Below are 18,476 nucleotides of genomic sequence, written 5' to 3' on the forward strand. Positions count from 1 at the left end.
TCCAGACTACAGCCTTGGATCGATTGGCTCGCTCTCCAGCGCCAGGACGCCGAAAACACACTCGTGAACACGCCGTAGCGGCTGCCTGGCGACAAAGCGCTTCAGCGCCTCGTGCCCGAGCGCGAACTCCCGGAGCGCCAGGCTACGCTTGCCGCTTAAGCCTCGTTCCCGAAGGCGCACGAGATTGTCCGGCGCGTCGTATTCGGGACCATAGATCATGCGCAGATACTCCGGGCCGCGCACCTTCAGCGCCGGCTGGATAAGCCCATTCTTGTTCCGACTGACGAAGTCGCGCGGCTTCACCACCATGCCTTCGCCGCCTGAGCCGGTCAGCGTCTCCCACCAGACGACAGCCTCCGCACATGCGGCGGCGTCGGCCAGATTGACCACCCGCCATTGTGTTCGCGTTACCGCGCCGTCGCCGGCAGCCAGGCGATCTGCAAGCGTCATGTGCCAGAAATGGTCCTGGTCGAACCAGACACGCCCCTCACTGGCGAGCAGGTGGAACGGCGCGACCTTCAGATCCTCTATGCCCGAGACCGGCCAGACGTAAGGCGCCCAGGCGGTGGCGTATCTGGCCGCGCGCGCGGCCCGGTCCTCAAGGCGCGCGTCAAGCGCGGCCGCATCGACGCCGCGTGCCATCGTAAGGGCAAGTGCCTCGCGGCCGGCCTGGAGGCCAGCGGCCGCAGACGTCGCCACCGGGGCATACTGGCTTTCAATCAGGCTGCCGGCCTTGGCCGACCATGGCATGATCTCAGCGTCCAGCAGCAGCCAGTCGCTGTTCAATTCCCTCCATAGATCCACAGCCTCGACCCTTGCGCGGAGGCGGGCGAGCAGGCCTTCCGTCATGCCGGTGTCGTTGAAAAAGGAGCGCCCGGTCCGGGTCCAGATCGCGCCGGTCTCGTCGCCCGGGACCCCGAACCGGCCGCGCGCCGTCAGCGCGTTTCTGCACAGCGCGATGACTGCCCGCGAACCCATGTGCTTCTCCTCGCACAGGATTTGGCTGACGCCACGCTCGCGGAAATGGGCGAAGGCTTCCTCGGGGCGCTCCAGCCAGCCGCCTTGGCTGCAGGTCTCGGATGGCGACATCGTGGGCGGCAGATATACCAGCCACTGCGGCGACAGCGCAAAGCGGCTTATCACCTCAAGTGCCGCCGACGCGTTCTCCTCGGCCACGACGACCCGGCCCCTTAGTTCGGTCTCGATCCAGCGGCGCCCGGAGACATCCTGATAATCGAGCACGCCGTCGGCATCGGCCTGTGCCGATTTGCCGAGGCCGGATCCACCGAGCGGACGCACTGGTTCGGACCAGATCTGGACTGCCGGGACGTCGACCAGTTCGCGTTCCGGCCAGCGCAATGCCGTCAGTTTGCCGCCGAACACGCACCCGGTGTCGATACAGAGGGTGTTGTTGACCCATTCGGCCGACAGCACTGGCGTATGTCCATAGACCACGCTCGTCTTGCCGCGATAGGCCGCTGCCCAGTCGGCCCGGACGGGGAGGCCAAATTCGTCGATTTCGCCCGTGGTTTCGCCATAGAGGGCGAACTCACGCACTGCGCCGGAGCCGCGGCCGATCATGTCTTCCTTCAAACCGGCATGGGCGACGGCGAGGCGTCCCTCGTCCAGCCAGACGTGGCTGCGCAGGCTGTCGAGGAAGGCCGGCAAAGCCTCTCGCAGGCCGCGATCCTGAGCGTCCAGCTGGTCGATGGTTTGTTGCAGTCCGTGCGCGATCGTAACCTTGCGGCCCTCCAGCCAGCGGCTGAGTTTGCGTTCGTGATTGCCCTGGACACAGTAGGCGGTTCCGGCCGCGACCATGCTCATGGCGATGCGCAAGGCGTCGGGCACGTTGGGACCGCGATCGACGAGGTCGCCGACAAAGACGATCTTGCGACCTTCCGGCGGCGTCACAGTGACGGTTCGTTCGCCATGATCCTCGGACCAGGCGACGCTGTAACCCAGTTGCCCAAGCAGGGCCTGAAGTTCATCGGCGCAGCCGTGGATGTCGCCTATGATGTCGAACGGACCATGGTCGCCGCGCTTGTCGGTCCACAATGGCTGGCGCGAGACCTTGGCCGCGTCGATACCGGCCTCGCTAGTAAGCTTCCAGACCTGACGGAAACCTTCGCGTTGCAGGCCGCCGAGGCCCTTGCGGATTTCGGTCGTCATGCGCTGGACCACGCCAGCGCCGAACGGCCGGTCGGGCCGCAACGCGTTGCGCGCGACGCAGACATCGACGCCCGGATCGATAACCAGAGCGACCGGCAAAGCGTGCCATTTTCGCGCCAGTTCAACCCAGGCCTTGCGGTCCGCGGCTCGCACATTGGTGGCGTCGATGACCGCCAGCTTGCGATGCTTGAGCCGTTTGCCGGCGATCTCGCGCACCAGATCGAAGGCGTCGGCCGACACGTCCTGATCAGTCTCGTTGTCGCAGACCAGTGCGCGGCAGCGATCCGAGGAGATGATTTCGGTCGGCAGGAAGTGCCTGGCGGCGAAGGTCGACTTGCCTGATCCGGTCGAGCCGATCAGCACGACGAGAGCGAAGTCAGGGATGGTGAGGTCGGTCTTATCGGGCTCTCTCATCGGGTGAACACCGCCATCTGTGTCGGCGCGCCAAGCACGGGGTCCACGGCTCCGATGCCACTGAAGGCAGCATCATAGCCATAGGTCTCGCCGATCTTAGCCGCCCAGGCTTCAAACCGAACCCGGCTCCATTCGAAACGATGATCCGGATGGCGAAAGGCGCCAGGGGCCAGATTGGGAAACAACGCGTTGTAGTCAGCGTTTGGCGTGGTCACTATCACGGATTTGGGCGCTGTCTCGCCGAAGACCACACGTTCGATCAGAGGCAGCCTGTCTTCGTCGAGATGTTCGATGACCTCGACCAGCACGGCGACGTCAGCTTCAGCCCAGCGGCTGTCGCGATATGTCAGCGATCCATGCAGCAGCGTGACACGACCTTCGGGCGGCCCGCCGAACTCGTTCAGCTTGAGGCGCTTGGCAGCCCATTCCAGTTCGCGGACTGCGGGGTCGAGTCCGAACAGCCTGTGGATCCATCGCTCGCGCACGAGCCGATACAGCAGCTTGCCTTCGCCGCATCCCAGATCCGCAACACTGGTCGCGCCGGTTGCTCGAATGGCTTGGACCACAGCATCCATGCGCAGATCATTCAGCCGGATGGGCGCCTCCAGCGCCTCCTCAGGCGCAGCCCGAGCTTCGGGAGGCAGGGCCTCACCGACGGTCTCGGGGGCCAGTCGCTCAAGGGCGATACGAGCCAACACACGCCGGTTGCGCAGATAACGACGCACGATCAGGTCTTTGGCCGGATGGTTCTCCAGCCAGCCTTCGCCCTTCGACAGAAGCTTGTCGATCTCGGCCTCGCCAACCCAGTAGTGCTTGGCGTCGTCCATCACCGGGATCAGGACGTAGAGGTGGTTGAGAAGGCTGCTTAGCCGGCCAGTGCCAGTCAGCCTCAGGCGACCGTATCGCGGCTCGCCAGCTCCAGATCCTATATTTTCGATCGGCGTCAGGTCGATGACCCATCCCAGAGGTTCGAACAGATCTCGAACCAGAGCCTCGCCGCCGCGCATCGGCAGCGGGGTCACCACGGCTTCGAGCGGCAGGTCGCTGTCGGCCAGTTGCTGGCGCTCCTTTGATATGCCGGCCATCGCGGTCCGCAGTGCCTTGTTCAATGCCACCGACAGGAAGGACGATGCCGCATACGGACGATCGTTTACATACTGGTCCAGCAAGCCTTCCGCCTGTCCCTTGCCCCGCACGAGCCCTATCGGGTCGACGTCCAGCAGAAGCACAGCCTCGCAACGCTCATAGGTCGCTTCCGGATAGAACAGCCAAGCCTTGCCGAATGACAGGTCAGTCTCATGCAGACGTTCGGGATGCTTGTGCAGCAAGAAGCCGAGATCTGTGGCTGGACGATGCGTTGTGGCGACGGAAAGGAACATCAGCGACCGATAACGCAGACAAGCAGAATAACCAATGGCGTTGCGCGGCAATCTATCCAACGCAATACATCCATTTCCCATACGCAACCTGTTGCGCCGCTTGCCAAGCAAAAAGGCAGGCGCCGAGGTGCCTGCCTTTCGAGTTCAGATGAGCGAGGCGCCTTACGCGGCGGCGGCTTGCTGGCTGGCGACCACGGCGTCGACCTTGGCGGTCGCCTTGGCGAGCGCCGCGGTGACCGCGTCGGGCCCCATGCCGACGCCTTCGATGCGGATGACGTCGACATCGGTCATGCCGAGGAAGCCGAGCACGCCGCGCAGATAGGGAATGGCGTGATCGAACTGCACGGCCGCACCCTCGGAATAGATGCCGCCCGAAGCCAGCACGATATAGACCTTCTTGCCGGTGACGAGGCCCTTGGGGCCGTTCTCGCCATAGGCAAAGCTGCGGCCGGAGCGGGCGATGTGGTCGACCCAGGACTTCAGCGTCGAGGAGATGTTGAAGTTGATGAAGCCTGTGGCGAGGATCACCGTGTCGGCGGCGAACAACTCGTCGAGCACGACGTCGGAGACGCCGACGACTTCAGCCTGGCGCGGGGTGCGCGCTTCAGCCGGCGTGTAGATGCCGGTCGAATAGTCGGCATCGATATGCGGCAGCGGGTTGGCGACGAGGTCGCGCACGACAAGCGTGTTCGACGGATCGGCGGCGAGGAGCTTTTCGGCGAATTCGGTGGCGATGCGGGTCGAGTGCGAGGCAGCGCCGCGCGGGCTCGAGGTAACGAGAAGAATGGACATAGCGGGTTTCTCCAGTGGAATAAATTGTCCCGCTAGATATGGGATATCTATCCATCATATAAACTGTTATATTTTATATACGATCCATCCATAAATTAGGTACATCGATGCAGCCTAATCCGACACTCGACCAGCTTCAGATATTCGTTGCCGTCGCCGATAGCGGGAGTTTCTCGGCCGCCGGCCGCAAGCTCAACCGGGCGCAATCCGTCATCAGTTATGGCATCGCCAATCTCGAGGCGCAGCTGGGGCTGAAGCTGTTCGAACGCGAGGGCACGCGCGAGCCGCAACTGACCGAGATCGGCCGGGCGATGCTGGAGGATGCAAGGCGCATGATCGGCGTGCTGCAGCGTATGCGTTCGCGCGTCGATGGCCATCATCATGGGCTGGAGGCCGAAGTGTCGCTGTCGGTCGATGCGTCGTTGCCGTCGCCCGTGCTGGTGCGGGTGCTGAAGGCGTTCGAGGCGCAGTTTCCGACCGTGATGCTGCGCCTGCATATAGGCTCGCTTGGATTGATCCCCGACCACGTCGTCAATGGACAGGCCGATCTCGGCATTGGCGGCCTGCTGGGCAAGGTCGACGTTCATCTCGTGCGCATCGGCTTCATGTCGATGGTGCCGGCGGCGGCGCCCAGCCATCCTTTGGCGCTGCTGCCGAAGCCGGTGAAGATCGAGGATGTGCGCGAGCACACGCAGCTTGTCGTCACCGATCAGTCGGAACGCACCAAGGGGCGCGACTATGGCGTCTTTGCCTACCGCACCTGGCGGCTTTCGGACATGCGCACCAAGCATACGCTGATGCGCGAGGGGCTGGGCTGGGGTGGGCTGCCGCGCTGGCTGATCGCCGACGACCTGGCCACCGGCCGCCTGGTGGAACTTGATCTCGAACCCTACGAGGAAATCAGTTCGCCACTGTTTGCCATGCATCGCAACGATCGCAGCCCGAAGCCGGCCGCCGCCTGGCTGATCGAACGGTTCAAAAGCGAACTCGGCTGCTTCAACGAGTTTAAGCCGGGCGAGGTGCCGACAGCGCCGCGCGTCCCCGAGGGCGCGCAAAAGACGCTGTAGAACTTTGATTTTGCGCATGATCCCCAGCGAAAATCGATTGCGACTTTTGCTGATGCGAAGCTTTGGTTCGGGGTCATGCACCAGGACGAGCCGGAGACAATCCATCAATCAGCGCCATGAGCACGGCGCGGTAATCCTGAGCCGAGGCGCCGGCCTCGATGGCCAGCGCGGCGCGGTCGAAGGCGGAGGCGAGCAGCGCGGTCAGTGCATCCACCGGCAATCTCGTCATCGTGTTGGCCCGCATCGCCGCGACCAGGCCCTCGCGCAGCGAGCGGTTGCCGTGGCGGTTGTCGATCGCATCCATGGCGGCGCGGCCAAGCACGGCGGGGCCATCAAGCAGCAGCAGCCGCGTGCGGCCGGGCGCGCGCATGGCGTCGAGATAGGCGTCGGATCCGGCGATGAGCGCATCGCGGGCTTCGAGCGAGGATGTCGAAGCGCGCTCGATCTCCTGCGCCACCGCCTGTGCCTCCTGCTCGACCACGGCGGCGAACAGCGCCTGTTTGTCGGCGAAGTGATAGTAGAGCGCGCCGCGCGTCACGCCGGCCGCGGTGACGATCTCCGGCGTGCCGGTCTCGGCATAGGATTTTTCCGTGAACAGTTTTCGCGCCGCCGCGATCAAATCGGCGCGCGTCGCCTCGGTGCGGTCGCGGTTGGAACGGCGCGCGGATTCCTGTTGCATACATGCAGCCTGTATGTTAATTCGATTAACATACAGACTGTATGTTATGTCCACGGAGAAGGAAAGATGAAGACCACGAGCTATTACCCCGTGCTGATGACCGGCGACGTCGCCGGGACGGCGGCCTTCTATGTCGAGCATTTCGGCTTCCAGCCGCTGTTCGAAAGCGACTGGTATGTGCATTTGCAATCGGTGGACAGCAAACGCGTCAATCTCGGCATCGTCCAGGGCGACCACGAGACGATCCCGCAAGAGGGGCGGGGGCGCACCTTTGGCCTGCTGATCAATTTCGAGGTGCGCGACCCCGATGCGGTCTATGAGCGGATCCTCGCCGCCGGCCTGCCGATCCTGCGAACGCTGCGCGACGAACCCTTCGGCCAGCGCCATTTCATCACCCGGGACCCCAACGGCGTGTTGATCGATGTCATCAAGCCGATCCCGCCCAGCGAGGCGTTTCTGGCGCAGTACGCCGAGGGCGCGGCAGGGGTTTGAGCCTCAGCCCGCCCTTGCCACCGGCGTTACCGCCACCTGGCTGACGCCGCTGCGGCGCACCACCGTGCACAGCGTCTCGCGGCCGATGCGCTCGGCGTCGAGCATGCGCACGAGGTCGTCAACGCCGGTGACCGGACGGCCGTCGATTGCGGCGATGATGTCACCCTCCTTCAGCCCCGCCTTGGCCGCCGGGCCGTTCTTTTCGACGCTGCGCAGCCGCACCGCCGTGCTGGTCGACACTTGCGACAACAGCGCCGCGCGGCGCGGCAGATTGGTGGTGTCGGCGGAGACGCCGATGAAGGCGCGCCGCACGCGGCCGAAGCGGATGATCTCCGAAATGACGAAATTGGCGGTGTTGGAGGCGACCGCGAAGGCAATGCCTTGCGCGCCGTGGATCATGGCGGTGTTGACGCCGATGACCTCGCCGGACGACGACACCAGCGGCCCGCCGGAATTGCCGGGGTTGAGCGCGGCATCGGTCTGGATGACGTCGTCGATCAGCCGGCCGGTCGAAGCGCGCATCGAGCGGCCGAGCGCCGAGACGACACCCGAGGTGACCGTCCATTCGAAGCCGAGCGGATTGCCGATGGCGATGGCGATCTGGCCGCGCCGCAGCCGCTTGGAATCGCCGAGCGGCGCGACGTCAGTGAAGCTGCCATCGGCGCGCACCAGCGCGATATCGGTGTCGGGATCGCGGCCGAGCACGCGACCCTCGCCTGAGGCGCCGTCCGGCATCGACACGCGCACCGTCCTGGCGTCGCCGACGACATGGAAATTGGTGACGACCAGCCCGTCCGGCGCGATGACGAAGCCGGACCCATGGCCGCCCTGGCCGCCAATGCGCTCGATGCGGCAGACGGCCGGGCCGATGCGGTCCACCGCGTCTGCGACCGTCATCGAATAGGCGTCGAGCAGCGTCTCGTCAGATTGGAAATTGGCGGCGGCGAGGGCCATGGATGGGCTCCGTGTTTTCAGGCTTGATCGTGACTATATGTGCGGAGCGGCTGGAACCGCCGCGACCTGACCAGATGGCCAGTCAAACCGCCAACTAGCCGTCAGGCGAGTACCTCCAGGGGCGCCGTCGGGCGATATCTGGGACATGACGAACCCCAGGAGACATCCATGAGCGATTTCAATTTGAATGCATTTTCGCAAGCCGTTGCCGACCTTGCCGCCAAGGCGGCGCCAGCAATGGCGAGCTTCGCCACCCACCACCATCGCACGGCAAGCGCCTTCCACTGGAGCGACGGCTATTTCGTCACCGCCGAGGAGGCTGTCGAGGCCGGCGAGGAGATCGAGCTGACGCTGGCCTCTGGCGGGACGGTGAAGGCCGAACTGGTCGGCCGCGACCCGTCGACGGGCGTTGCCCTGTTGAAGCCCGCGGATGCGGCCGGCGTGCCTGTCCTTGCCAGGGCCGATGCCGTTCGGCCGGGCAACATTGCCATTGCCATCGGCAACAGCCAGGGCTCGGCGCTGGCGGTGTCGGGCTCGGTCGGCGAAGTCGGGCCGGCCTGGCGCTCGATGCGCGGCGGCACGATCGACCGGCGCATCCATCTGGCTGTCGGCGCCGGCGGCCGCTTCGAGGGCGGCCCGGTGCTGGACGCCAAGGGCGCGCTGATCGGCATGCTGTTGTTCGGGCCGCGCGGCCGTGCACTGGTCATGCCCTATGAGACGATCGAGCGGGCAGTGGCGACATTGCGTGAAAAGGGCCATGTCGCGCGCGGCTATCTCGGCGCTGGCCTCCATCCGGTGCGCGACCGCGACGCCCATGGCGCGATGGTGATGAGCCTCGACGACGCCGGTCCGGCCAAGGCCGCCGGCCTGTCGCTGGGCGACATCATCGTGGCGTGGAACGGCGAGGCCGTGCATGGCCCGCGCGACCTGATCCGTCGGCTCGGCCCTGACAGCGCCGGTGCTTCCGTGACGCTTGGCGTGGTGCGTGGCGGTGAACAGCGCGACGTGACATTGACCATCGGCGAAAAGCCGCTGAGCTGAGAGGATTGATGGAAACGCTCGCCGGCGACCGGATCGTGAGCAACAGGGCCGCTTCGCGGCAACTGGTGGTGCTGATTGCGCTTGGCGATGCCGCGCGCGCCGAGCGCCTGGCCGCCACGCTTGCCGCCAGCGACGACCTGCTGCCGGTGGCGGCCGGCGGCGGCCGGGCCGATGTCGCAATCATCGATGACGGGAGCGGAGATGCCGTGCCGGCCTCCACACCGCGCGTGCTGCTGTCAGGACGCACCGGCGGCGGGCGGCCCGCCGGTGAGGTGTTTGCGGTCATGCCCGCGGGCGCCGACGATCTGCTGATCGCCGCGGCGGCGCGGCTGGCGGCCGCCGGCTATCGCGTCACCGGCGAGGGCAGAAGCGGACACCATGAGGATTTCCATACGGGCGAAAGCGAGCCGTTCGAGGATGACGTCCTGGACGAGCATGCCGCACGGCCAGCGCTGTCGCCGCGCGAGGCCGAAGTGCTGGCGCTGCTCGCCGAAGGCGCGCCCAACAAGGTGATCGCGCGGCGACTTAATATTTCCGTGCACACGGCGAAATTCCACGTCGCGGCGATCCTGATCAAGCTGGGCGCGGCCAACCGCACCGATGCCATTGCGATTGCGATGCGGCAGGGGCTGGTGCTGGTTTAGCAGCAGATCAAACCGCCGCCTCGATATCTGTCAGGCGGAAATCATTGCCTTTGAACAGTAGCGGCATGGCCTCGAGCCGGGCTACGGCATAAGCGATGCAATCGCCGAAATTGAGCGCGGCCGGATGCCGACCCTTCCCGTAGCGCAGGAAGGCCTGACGGGCCACGGCTGCATGGTCGGCCGTGAACGAGATTGTCTCGATCGAGGCAACGCGGAGGAAGGCATCGAGACGATCGACAATCTCGTCCTGCCAACCTCCAACAAGCACCATCGTTGTCTCCAACAGGGTTGGAGAGGCAATAAGCCTTCTCTGGGCACTGGTGATAGCTTGGACAAATTGGTCGCGACCTGGTTCGGCGCGCAGAACAGCGACAAGCGCGGAGGAATCGATAATCATCGCGTCGGGATTCCAAGCTCATCGTAACCGAGAATCTCGTCCTCAGTCATAGCATTTTCGCGTTTTGGGATCTGGCCGGCGCTGTCAGAGATCGCCATCAAGCGCCGGAAAAGATCATCGCCCTTGTCGCGTGGCACCAGCCGCTCGCGCGCCACCTCACGCTCGAGGCTCTGGCGGATCGCTTCCGTCACCGAGACGCGACGGCGGCGGGCAAGCTCGCGCGCCAGTTGCTCAACTTCCATGTTCTTGATCGATAGAGCCATTATATATTCCACCTCTTTGTATAGAAGATATATATAGGGACCGATTGCGAAAGTCCAACGGGTCGGCAGCGAAAGAAGCCTCCCCAACGTCACCATCCGACGGCACCCCAGGCTCTTGTATCCGGCAACGGCACGGGCAAGGATCGCGCGGACGAAGAGATATCAGGGAAGCGGAGGATAAATGTCGCTCAAGGGAAAGACGCTGTTCATCTCCGGCGGGTCGCGCGGCATCGGGCTGGCGATCGCGCTGCGGGCGGCGCGCGACGGCGCCAATGTGACGATCGCCGCCAAGACCGCCGAACCGCATCCCAAGCTGCCGGGCACGATCTACAGTGCGGCGCAGGAGATCGAGCAGGCCGGCGGCAAGGCGCTGCCTGTGCTGTGCGACATCCGCGAGGAGGTGCAGGTGGCCGACGCTGTTGCAAAGACGGTGGAGAAATTCGGCGGCATCGATATCTGCGTCAACAATGCCAGCGCCATCCAGCTCACCGGCACGCTGGAGACCGACATGAAGCGCTACGACCTGATGCACCAGATCAACACGCGCGGCACCTTCCTGGTCTCCAAAATGTGCATTCCACACCTGAAGTTGGCCGATAATCCTCACATCCTGAATCTGGCGCCGCCGCTCGACATGAAGGCCAAGTGGTTCAAGAACCATGTCGCCTACACCATGGCCAAGTTCGGCATGTCGATGTGCACGCTGGGGATGAGCGCGGAGTTCGCCAAGGACGGCATCGCGGTCAATTCGCTGTGGCCGATCTCGACCATCGACACGGCGGCGGTGCGCAACCTGCTCGGCGGTGCGACGGTCGCGGCAATGAGCCGTTCGCCCGACATCATGGCCGACGCCGCGCACGCCATCTTCATGCGGCCGTCGCGCGAGGCATCCGGCAATTTCTACATCGACGAAGAGGTGCTTCGCGCCGAGGGCATCAGCGACTTTTCGATCTATGCGCCCGGCGCGACCGGGCCGCTGGCAGGCGACTTTTTCGTGCCGGACGAGGTGTTTGCCCACACGGACAGCAAGATCAAGAGCATCTACTAGCTCTTCAATGCAGGCCACATCACTTCGAGATTGGCTCCAACAGGTATGGTTTCGGGAGGCCTTGGCCAGTCTGTGACGCGTGTCAGCCTGCCTCGCCCTTCTTGCCTTTGCTCAGACCCATAAGCCGATCGGCATAGGCCAGCATCAGCGCAGAGACGACGAAGGCGAGGTGGATGATGGTCAGACCAGTCAGTCGCTCTTTGCAAGATAGATCCAAAGCAAAAAACCCCGCCGGAGAGGGCCGGCGGGGCTCAATGCGTCCCGCTGGAGTCGGGACGGGGCAGGGAACGCCCAGCCCTGAATCTGGGGTCAGCAAGCCTGTGATTCAATGAGCCGGTTCCGATGCCGATACAAATCTTCTTGAGCCGGGGGCTGGATCCGAAGCTTTCCCATCCCCGATCGAGCCGGGGATGGGTGCTTTTTCGCATTGAGTCCGCAAACCAGGTCATGGTTTTGAAATCATGACCTAATTGTTGCTGGCGACCGGTGCCACCAGCGAGGTGATGCGGCGGATGGCGACACGCCGGTTCTCGCGGTTGGGCGCTTGGGTGTTGACCTTCAGATATTGCTCGCCATAGCCCTGCGTCGTCAGGTTCTCCGGCGGGATGCCGAAGGCATTGGTCAGCGCTTCGGCAACCGCTTCGGCGCGGCGGTCCGACAGAGCAAGGTTCGCTTCCGGCGTGCCGACGGCGTCGGTGTGGCCCTCGATCAGGAAGGTCTCGGCCGGGTTCTTCTTCAGCAGTTTCTCCATGGCGCTAGCGACGCCCTCGAGCTTCTGCACCTCGGTGTCGGAGATCGAGGAGGAGCCGAATTCGAAGTTCAGCGTGTCGAGGTCGACGCGGCGTGCAATGTCGCGCACGCGGGCCGAACGCTTGACCTCGTCGATCGAATAGAGACGCTGGACCCTCTCCACCGGCGGCTGGTCGAGGAAGGTGTAGTAGTCGTCGGGACTCTGGACATCCTCCGAATCCAGGATGTAATCACGGCGTGGGATGGTCAGCCGCATCGGCGGCAGGTCGTCGCCGGGATCGCGCCAGTCGCCCTCATCCTGATAGTCCCGCTCGTCGACATAGCTCAGCACATATTCGCGCCCATCCGGCGTGATGCGCGAACGCTGGATGACATCGCCGTAACGGTTGCGGATGGTGACAATCTGGACGCCATTGTCGCGCTGGACCGTCTCGCGTGTACGGCCCTGCGACAGATCTTCGTAATAGACGTCCTTGGCGCCGCGGTTCATCCGCGAGCCCTCATTGCTCTGCACGATCGTCTGGCCGCCGAGCTGGATGATGACGCGGTCGCCGATCTCCTTGAGGACGTCGACGCCCTTGGGACGACGGCGGTCGCGGATGTTCTCGTCGGGCGCCCGGTCGAGGCGCTTGCCCTTCTCTTCCGTTACCGGGACGAGCGTTTCAGGCTTGATCGCCTGCTGGGCTGACTTGTCGTCGGTTGGAGGCGGGCCCTGGTCGACAGGAGCGACCGCCGGCTTCTGGCCCTGGTCGCCGCCTTGCTGGGCGTTCTGGCCACCATTCTGCTGTTCGCCATTCTGGTCGCCATGCTTGCGGCCGCCGCCCTTGCGCTGGGCATCCTTCTGGCTGTCGAGGATGGGCGCAGCGTTCTTGTCGGCGGGCGCTTCGCCCTGCACGGGGTTTTCGCCCTGGGCAGGCGCGGCCGTGTTGCCATTGGCGGGCTGTTCACCGGTTGCCGGCTTCACGCCATTGGCCGGTTGCTCGCCCGTCGCGGGCTGTTTGCCGGTCTGCGGCTGTTCGCCTGTCGCCGGCTGCTCGCCATTCGCGGGCTGTTCGCCCGCCGGCTTCCTGCCGTGCTTCTTTGTCTTGTCCTGGGGCTGCTCGCCCTGGACCGGCTGTTCGCCGGCAGGCGCGGGTTCAACCTTCGGCGTCACTGCTTCGCCAGTCGGAGCTTCTTTCGGCGCAGGGGCGGCTTGCGGCGTCACTGCCGGGGCAGCAGGCGCCTGCTTCTGCTGATCCTGCTTGTGTTTCCTGCCGGGCTTGACTGGCTGGTTGTCGTTGGCGGGCTGTGTCTCACCAACTGGAGCCTGTTCGGCCGGCGCCTGCTCGGTCTGCTGCTGCTGATCGCGCTTCTTCTTGCCGGGCTGCTGCTCTTCGGCGGGTGCCGCCTGTCCTGCGGGCGCCTGCTCGGTCTGCTGCTGCTGGTCGCGCTTCTTCCTGCGCGGCTGCTGCTCTTCGGCGGGTGCCGCCTGTTCTGCGGGCGCCTGCTCGGTCTGCTGCTGTTGCTGTTCGCGCTTCTTCCTGCGCGGCTGCTGTTCTTCGGCGGGTGCCGCCTGCTCGGCGGGCGCCTGCTCGGTCTGCTGCTGCTGATCGCGCTTCTTCCTGCGCGGCTGCTGCTCCTCGGCCGGGGCGGCCTGTTGGGCCGGTGCCTGCTCGGTCTGTTGCTGTTGCTGTTCGCGCTTCTTGCGCTCGGGCTTCTGTTCCCCTTGCTGTCTCTGTGCGCAGGCTTCGGCCGATTCGCCCTCGGCGCACGCCGCCTGAGCCAGGATCAATGGTGTTGCCCCGCTCTGCATGGGGCCGAACGCGGCACTTCCCTGAAGCGGGAACGCGCCCAACGGCGCGGATGCCATCAACAGGCCAAGTGCGGTGCCTGCCAGAATCCATGGTTGGCGTTTCATCGAAAACTCTCCTTGTGGGGTCCCATCCTTGCCGAAACCGATCTTAACCCGATTGGTTCCAGTTTGGCGGGGATAGACACCGTACGGGGCGATTGGCCGGCCTTTTGAAGGCAACTTCATGTCATTCGGGCGGGTTGCGGCCGCATTTCAACCGTCGTCGCGCTTGACCTCGGCGGCGGCTGGGGCCACATCCCCAAAATGGAAACGCCGTTCTGGAAAACAAAGATGCTGGAGCAGATGAGCCCGGCCGAGTGGGAATCGCTGTGCGATGGCTGCGGCAAATGCTGCCTGTCGAAGCTCGAGGACGAGGATACCGGCGAGATCTACTGGACCAGTGTCGGCTGCCGGCTGTTCGACGCGCAGACCTGCCGCTGTTCAGACTACGCCAACCGGCTGGCGCGCGTCCCCGATTGCGTCGGGTTGACGCCGCAGAATGTGCGCACCATCAGCTGGCTGCCAAGCACCTGCGCCTACCGGCTGGTGGCCGAGGGTCGCGACCTCTATTGGTGGCACCGGCTGGTGTCGGGCAGTGCGGAGACCGTGCACGAGGCCGGCATCTCGATGCGCGGCCGGGTCAAGGCGAGCGAGACCGATCTGGCCGAGCCCGAAGATTATTTTGACTATATGCTCGACGACGAGCCTTGAGGTCCGCCTCAATACGGCTCCCGACAAGGAACACGAACAGGAATTTTTGGGCACGCATCGTTCGAAACCTGGCGAAGATTTCCTTTTCCCCGCCACATGAACCGCAGATGAACGCCGGGTTCGTAAACAGTTCAGGCAGGCTGGCGCATTCTCCCATCATCGCTTTCAACAGGACGGGCACAAGCCCGCAACAAGGAGAGAAGACCATGTTCAACACGGTGAAAACGGCAGCCCTCTCGGCCCTTGTCGGCCTTGGCGCGCTGACGGCCGTTCCTGCCCATGCCGACAGCCTCTATCTCGGCTTCGGCAACAACCAGGATCCGCGCTTCGGCGTCTACACCGGCGACGACGGCTATCGGCATCGCCGCGATGAGCGCCGTGACGACTGGCGCGGTGACGATTGGCGCCGCGACGGCTGGCGCCGCGGCTGCTCGCCGGATCGCGCCCTCGACAAGGCGGAGCGCATGGGCCTCTACCGAGCCCGCATCGTCGACGTCAACCGCCGCGTGGTCAAGGTCATGGGCCGCCAGGACGGCGACCGCGTCGTCATCGTGTTCGCCAACCAACGCGGTTGCCCGGTTATCTATCGCTGAGGCTGCAAATCGGAGTGGCATCATCTTCTTCGAAGATGAGCCTGGAGACATGACCCCATGGGGTCAGTCTGGAGACACGACCTTCTGCGAAGGTCGGTCTGAGGCATCATCTTCTTTGAAGATGAGCCTGGAGACATGACCCCGATGGGGTCAGTCTGGAGACACGACCTTCTGCGAAGGTCGGTCTGGACTAGTGGAGCTCCTGTCCCATCGGGCGGGTGCGGCTCGAAAAAACCCCGCGGGATCGCTCCCGCGGGGTTTTTCATGCGCGCCGGCGGACAAACCATGGCTGGGCGAAGAGCCCGGCGATGGATTGTCGAAGCCGGTTACTTCAGTTCGAAGGTGACGGTCACCTGGACGTTATAGGCGTTCTCGCCGGCCTGCACCGGCGCGGCGCCTGCCGCGGCGTCGAAAGCCTTGGCGTTGATCGGCATCGGTGCCGGCCTGATGTTCTGATCCGTGATCTCGAGCACCTTGCCGAGGCTGACGCCGGCCGCCGCGGCAAGCGTCTTGGCCTTGGCCATGGCGTCGGCAACGGCTTTCTTGCGCGCCTCGGTGACGGTGGCCGCCGGATCGTCATTGGTGAAGGCGATGCCGCCGCCCTGGTTGACACCGAGCGAAACAGCCTTGTCGAGGATCTCGCCCGTCTTGTCGATGTCGCGCACGCGCACCGAAAGCGTGTTGGTCACCTGGTAGGCGACGAGCTCGGCTTCCTGGCTGCCATCGGGTTTGTTGGTGTAGTTGTAGCGCGGGTTGATCTGGATGCCCGCCGTCTGCAGGTCGCGATCCTTGATGCCCGCCGCCTTCATCGCAGCGATCACGGCGGCCATGGCGTCGTTGTTGGCATCGAGTGCGGCACGCGCCGTCTTGGCTTCGCGCATCACGCTGAGCGACAGCAAAGCCAGGTCGGGAGGAGTGGTCGCTTCGCCTTCACCCGAAACAATGATGCGGGCGGGCGTCGGCGAATCGGCGGCTCCAGCCATCGCCGGAAAAGCGATTGCAGCGGCGAGCGCGAGGGGCAAAAGATGTCTGGTCATGAAAATCTCCTTGGTCTGCGATCCAGTCGCACAGGTCGCGTAGAGCGCGATTATGGGTGGATTTGGGCGATCCACGAAAGCCCCGTCGGGAAAGCCTTGTGCCGGAAAGCGAAAAACATTAATCCAGCCCGCGTGGGGCCTGTAGCTCAATGGTTAGAGCCGGCGGCTCATAACCGCTTGGTTGGGGGTTCGAGTCCCTCCAGGCCCACCAGCCCACGTAAGTTATTGATTTTACTGCTTATTTTTTCGAGCTCGCCCGGACCGTACACCCGAACGTACACCGGAGCGTACCATGTACCTATGGCAAAAGGATTCGGGCTTCTTCTTCCAGATGCGAATCCCTGTCGCGCGGGCCGTAAACCTAGGCTCAACTCCTCTACGCGTATGGCTTGGGCCACTGAAGAAGCGTGAGGCGCAGCGGCGGGCTTTGGCGCTCGCCGTCGTCGCGGGCGAGGGGCTGGATATGAACATGGACCGGGAGACTTTGACGCGAAGCCTGAAGGCGCTGGCGCAGGAGCTTGAGGCGCTTCGAAAGACAGAGTTCTCCGCAAGTCTCTCCGCCACCAGTGCGCGCAGTGCGGCGAAGGAAGAATTGGCTTACGGAGAGTGCGCCCAGCCAGAGCTTGTTGCCTACTACCGTACAAAGGAAGCGCGGGCGGAAGGTCGCAAGGAAGCTGTGGCGGCGATTCGCCAGCGGCTCCAGGCAGTCGGACAGGTTCTCGAAGGCGATGCCGCCGCCCTCACGGCCGAGCGGGCCGCCTATGCCCATGCCATCGCCACCGTCGCCACCATCGGCCGGCCCGCCGCGACGGCGGAGCCGTTGCCGCTTTCGGCTCCCGCCGTCGCCGTCCCCACCGTCGTCGCGCCTGTCGCCGTCGCCGTGGACGAGCACCGCGACGAACGGGAGATTACCGCCGACACCCTGTTGAGCGTGGGCGGCAAGACCATTCTCGACCTCCGGAAGAAAGCCAAGGAAGGCGGAGGCAAAGGTGACGAGGACCGCTATCAGGAGCGGCTGGAAAATGCGCTTGCGGCCTTTGTCGATGTCATCGGCGACAAGCCACTCCGCTACTACCTGCCTCTGCACGTGCAGGAATTCGCCACGGTCATGGCGAAGTGCCCGAAGAACCGGACCCAGCACCCTCACCTCAAGGGGCTTTCGATCCGGAGGATGGGAGAGGTCAACGCGAAATCGAAGAAGCAGATACCGACCCTTTCGACATCGGCCGTCAGCAGCCTTGTCTCCGAGACCGTGAATCTCTGGGGGAAGGTGACGGCCGGCGTCTCCGGGGTCAGGGATCTCAAGACCTACCGCGTGACCATGCCTGCCGCAGCGCGCAAGGGCGCCACCCGCGAAGGCCTTCCCGTCACCTCCCTCAATACGTGGATGAAGGCCGCCGCCGCGCTGTATCCGCGCGATGACTTCAAGAAGTTCCTGCCGCTCGCTGCCCTGTTGACGGGGATGCGTCAGGGCGAACTTGTGTGGCTCCAGCCCAAGGACATCGTGGAGATCGACGGTCACACGGTCATCGACCTTCGGAAGCCGCTGCTCATGAACGGGAAGGATGTGGACCGCGCCTTGAAAACGGAAACGTCGCCGCGCGTCGTCGCGCTGCACCCGTTCCTGAAAGAGGCCGGATTCGTCGACTTCGCGCGGTCACGGCGCGTCTGGGTTTTTGGTGAGTTTCATCGTGCCAAAGACCCATCCGATGCGGCGCAAAAGCGCATGGGTGTCTGGATGCGCGGGCTTGGGATCCATACCGAGCAACAGCACGTTTTCCATTCCCTCCGGCACAACGCCAAGCACTGGCTGCGCGACACCACCAAGCTCATCGCGGACAAGCAATGCGGACACGCTCCCGGCAGCGTCGGCGACGGCTACGGATTCACCGTCCTGCAATCCAATGAGATCGAGCAGATCGAGGCGCTGCCGTTGCCCAAGGGCGTCGATTTCAGTGTCTTCCTTACGCCTGTGAAGGCGGAGCGGGGGCGGCGCTAGGAGCACAGCAACATTGTTAATAACGCGCATAACTGGCACCGATCGCGCCACGGCGTGGTACGGTCGCTTGCCATGGGGAAGAAAGCCAAGCGGGAAGTGGAAACGCCAATAGATCGCGATCGGGCGATTGAGGCTGCGTACTTCGCCCGGAAGGTCGGCATCACAATAGACGAAGCTCTCAAGCTCATCAGGGACGCAAACGCGCCGAAGGTCTCC

18 protein-coding genes and 1 tRNA gene are annotated in these 18,476 nt (G+C 64.3%); 10 read left to right on the forward strand and 9 right to left on the reverse strand.

The features are described from left to right. Positions 1-6 precede the first annotated feature (6 nt). From FJ546_RS09885 to FJ546_RS09895, 3 genes are all read right to left on the reverse strand, one after another. Positions 7-2,583: a polynucleotide kinase-phosphatase gene (locus tag FJ546_RS09885; protein ID WP_140889148.1), complete on the reverse strand. Its 2,577-nt coding sequence runs from the start codon at positions 2,581-2,583 to the stop codon at positions 7-9. Further along, positions 2,580-4,022 (reverse strand): 3' terminal RNA ribose 2'-O-methyltransferase Hen1, encoded by a 1,443-nt coding sequence (locus tag FJ546_RS09890; RefSeq protein ID WP_246686793.1) that lies wholly within the window; start codon positions 4,020-4,022, stop codon positions 2,580-2,582. Before FJ546_RS09890 ends, FJ546_RS09885 begins: the two co-directional genes overlap by 4 nt. A gap of 102 nt (positions 4,023-4,124) precedes the next feature. Beyond that, complete coding sequence (locus tag FJ546_RS09895; protein ID WP_140889149.1) at positions 4,125-4,754, reverse strand: FMN-dependent NADH-azoreductase; 630 nt, start codon at positions 4,752-4,754, stop codon at positions 4,125-4,127. Positions 4,755-4,861: 107 nt separating this feature from the next. Here FJ546_RS09895 and FJ546_RS09900 point away from each other — a divergent pair, with 107 nt between their 5' ends. Next, the gene (locus FJ546_RS09900) at positions 4,862-5,821 is read left to right on the forward strand and encodes a LysR family transcriptional regulator (RefSeq protein ID WP_140889150.1); all 960 of its coding nucleotides are present in this window, start codon (positions 4,862-4,864) and stop codon (positions 5,819-5,821) included. A gap of 73 nt (positions 5,822-5,894) precedes the next feature. Here FJ546_RS09900 and FJ546_RS09905 read toward each other — a convergent pair whose 3' ends face one another. Further along, positions 5,895-6,500 carry a TetR/AcrR family transcriptional regulator gene (locus FJ546_RS09905; RefSeq protein WP_140889151.1) on the reverse strand — a complete coding sequence of 202 codons (606 nt, stop codon included), beginning with the start codon at positions 6,498-6,500 and terminating at the stop codon, positions 5,895-5,897. 66 nt (positions 6,501-6,566) lie between these two features. On the opposite strand from FJ546_RS09905, the gene FJ546_RS09910 reads away from it, so the two are divergent. Then, on the forward strand, positions 6,567-6,992 hold the full coding sequence (locus FJ546_RS09910) for a VOC family protein (protein WP_140889152.1): 426 nt from the start codon (positions 6,567-6,569) through the stop codon (positions 6,990-6,992). A gap of 3 nt (positions 6,993-6,995) precedes the next feature. Here FJ546_RS09910 and FJ546_RS09915 read toward each other — a convergent pair whose 3' ends face one another. After that, a complete protein-coding gene (locus FJ546_RS09915) occupies positions 6,996-7,946 on the reverse strand; it encodes a trypsin-like peptidase domain-containing protein (protein WP_140889153.1) in 951 nt (316 codons plus the stop codon). 168 nt (positions 7,947-8,114) lie between these two features. Between FJ546_RS09915 and FJ546_RS09920 the strand changes: the two genes are divergently transcribed. Both FJ546_RS09920 and FJ546_RS09925 read left to right on the forward strand, forming a co-directional pair. Beyond that, entirely contained in the window at positions 8,115-8,987 is an 873-nt protein-coding gene (locus FJ546_RS09920) for a S1C family serine protease (RefSeq protein ID WP_140889154.1), read from the forward strand. Between the two features lie 8 nt (positions 8,988-8,995). Next, positions 8,996-9,631 (forward strand): helix-turn-helix transcriptional regulator, encoded by a 636-nt coding sequence (locus FJ546_RS09925; protein ID WP_140889155.1) that lies wholly within the window; start codon positions 8,996-8,998, stop codon positions 9,629-9,631. 7 nt (positions 9,632-9,638) lie between these two features. On the opposite strand, the gene FJ546_RS09930 is transcribed toward FJ546_RS09925, so the two are convergent. Together FJ546_RS09930 and FJ546_RS09935 are read right to left on the reverse strand one after the other, a co-directional pair. Continuing rightward, complete coding sequence (locus FJ546_RS09930; RefSeq protein ID WP_140889156.1) at positions 9,639-10,028, reverse strand: type II toxin-antitoxin system VapC family toxin; 390 nt, start codon at positions 10,026-10,028, stop codon at positions 9,639-9,641. Then, entirely contained in the window at positions 10,025-10,387 is a 363-nt protein-coding gene (locus tag FJ546_RS09935; RefSeq protein WP_246686794.1) for a type II toxin-antitoxin system VapB family antitoxin, read from the reverse strand. Before FJ546_RS09935 ends, FJ546_RS09930 begins: the two co-directional genes overlap by 4 nt. A gap of 85 nt (positions 10,388-10,472) precedes the next feature. Between FJ546_RS09935 and FJ546_RS09940 the strand changes: the two genes are divergently transcribed. Then, complete coding sequence (locus tag FJ546_RS09940) at positions 10,473-11,339, forward strand: NAD(P)-dependent oxidoreductase (protein ID WP_140889157.1); 867 nt, start codon at positions 10,473-10,475, stop codon at positions 11,337-11,339. A 466-nt stretch (positions 11,340-11,805) separates the two neighbouring features. On the opposite strand, the gene FJ546_RS09945 is transcribed toward FJ546_RS09940, so the two are convergent. After that, positions 11,806-13,242, reverse strand: coding sequence for an OmpA family protein (locus FJ546_RS09945; protein ID WP_246686795.1), 1,437 nt, complete (start codon positions 13,240-13,242; stop codon positions 11,806-11,808). 39 nt (positions 13,243-13,281) lie between these two features. Between FJ546_RS09945 and FJ546_RS31540 the strand changes: the two genes are divergently transcribed. The 3 genes from FJ546_RS31540 (at position 13,282) to FJ546_RS09955 (ending at position 15,224) form a co-directional block, all read left to right on the forward strand. Then, on the forward strand, positions 13,282-14,094 hold the full coding sequence (locus FJ546_RS31540; protein WP_246686796.1) for a hypothetical protein: 813 nt from the start codon (positions 13,282-13,284) through the stop codon (positions 14,092-14,094). Between the two features lie 90 nt (positions 14,095-14,184). Beyond that, positions 14,185-14,631 carry a YcgN family cysteine cluster protein gene (locus FJ546_RS09950; RefSeq protein ID WP_140889159.1) on the forward strand — a complete coding sequence of 149 codons (447 nt, stop codon included), beginning with the start codon at positions 14,185-14,187 and terminating at the stop codon, positions 14,629-14,631. 206 nt (positions 14,632-14,837) lie between these two features. Then, a complete protein-coding gene (locus FJ546_RS09955; protein WP_140889160.1) occupies positions 14,838-15,224 on the forward strand; it encodes a hypothetical protein in 387 nt (128 codons plus the stop codon). A gap of 326 nt (positions 15,225-15,550) precedes the next feature. On the opposite strand, the gene FJ546_RS09960 is transcribed toward FJ546_RS09955, so the two are convergent. Beyond that, entirely contained in the window at positions 15,551-16,261 is a 711-nt protein-coding gene (locus tag FJ546_RS09960) for an SIMPL domain-containing protein (protein ID WP_140889161.1), read from the reverse strand. Positions 16,262-16,396: 135 nt separating this feature from the next. On the opposite strand from FJ546_RS09960, the gene FJ546_RS09965 reads away from it, so the two are divergent. Together FJ546_RS09965 and FJ546_RS09970 are read left to right on the forward strand one after the other, a co-directional pair. Beyond that, positions 16,397-16,472 (forward strand) — tRNA-Ile (locus tag FJ546_RS09965). A gap of 81 nt (positions 16,473-16,553) precedes the next feature. Then, positions 16,554-18,260, forward strand: a complete 1,707-nt coding sequence (locus FJ546_RS09970) for a hypothetical protein (protein ID WP_140889162.1) — start codon at positions 16,554-16,556, stop codon at positions 18,258-18,260. Positions 18,261-18,476 lie beyond the last annotated feature (216 nt).

It is taken from the genome of Mesorhizobium sp. B2-4-19, from assembly GCF_006441315.1.
Taxonomy (GTDB): Bacteria; Pseudomonadota; Alphaproteobacteria; order Rhizobiales; family Rhizobiaceae; genus Mesorhizobium.

Coding starts and splice junctions, on each gene's coding strand:
- FJ546_RS09885 (WP_140889148.1), bottom strand. CDS start 2,583: ATGAGAGAGCCCGATAAGACCGACCTCACCATCCCTGACTTCGCTCTC.
- FJ546_RS09895 (WP_140889149.1), bottom strand. CDS start 4,754: ATGTCCATTCTTCTCGTTACCTCGAGCCCGCGCGGCGCTGCCTCGCAC.
- FJ546_RS09900 (WP_140889150.1), top strand. CDS start 4,862: ATGCAGCCTAATCCGACACTCGACCAGCTTCAGATATTCGTTGCCGTC.
- FJ546_RS09905 (WP_140889151.1), bottom strand. CDS start 6,500: ATGCAACAGGAATCCGCGCGCCGTTCCAACCGCGACCGCACCGAGGCG.
- FJ546_RS09910 (WP_140889152.1), top strand. CDS start 6,567: ATGAAGACCACGAGCTATTACCCCGTGCTGATGACCGGCGACGTCGCC.
- FJ546_RS09915 (WP_140889153.1), bottom strand. CDS start 7,946: ATGGCCCTCGCCGCCGCCAATTTCCAATCTGACGAGACGCTGCTCGAC.
- FJ546_RS09920 (WP_140889154.1), top strand. CDS start 8,115: ATGAGCGATTTCAATTTGAATGCATTTTCGCAAGCCGTTGCCGACCTT.
- FJ546_RS09925 (WP_140889155.1), top strand. CDS start 8,996: ATGGAAACGCTCGCCGGCGACCGGATCGTGAGCAACAGGGCCGCTTCG.
- FJ546_RS09930 (WP_140889156.1), bottom strand. CDS start 10,028: ATGATTATCGATTCCTCCGCGCTTGTCGCTGTTCTGCGCGCCGAACCA.
- FJ546_RS09935 (WP_246686794.1), bottom strand. CDS start 10,387: ATGGTGACGTTGGGGAGGCTTCTTTCGCTGCCGACCCGTTGGACTTTC.
- FJ546_RS09940 (WP_140889157.1), top strand. CDS start 10,473: ATGTCGCTCAAGGGAAAGACGCTGTTCATCTCCGGCGGGTCGCGCGGC.
- FJ546_RS09950 (WP_140889159.1), top strand. CDS start 14,185: ATGGAAACGCCGTTCTGGAAAACAAAGATGCTGGAGCAGATGAGCCCG.
- FJ546_RS09955 (WP_140889160.1), top strand. CDS start 14,838: ATGTTCAACACGGTGAAAACGGCAGCCCTCTCGGCCCTTGTCGGCCTT.
- FJ546_RS09960 (WP_140889161.1), bottom strand. CDS start 16,261: ATGACCAGACATCTTTTGCCCCTCGCGCTCGCCGCTGCAATCGCTTTT.
- FJ546_RS09970 (WP_140889162.1), top strand. CDS start 16,554: ATGTACCTATGGCAAAAGGATTCGGGCTTCTTCTTCCAGATGCGAATC.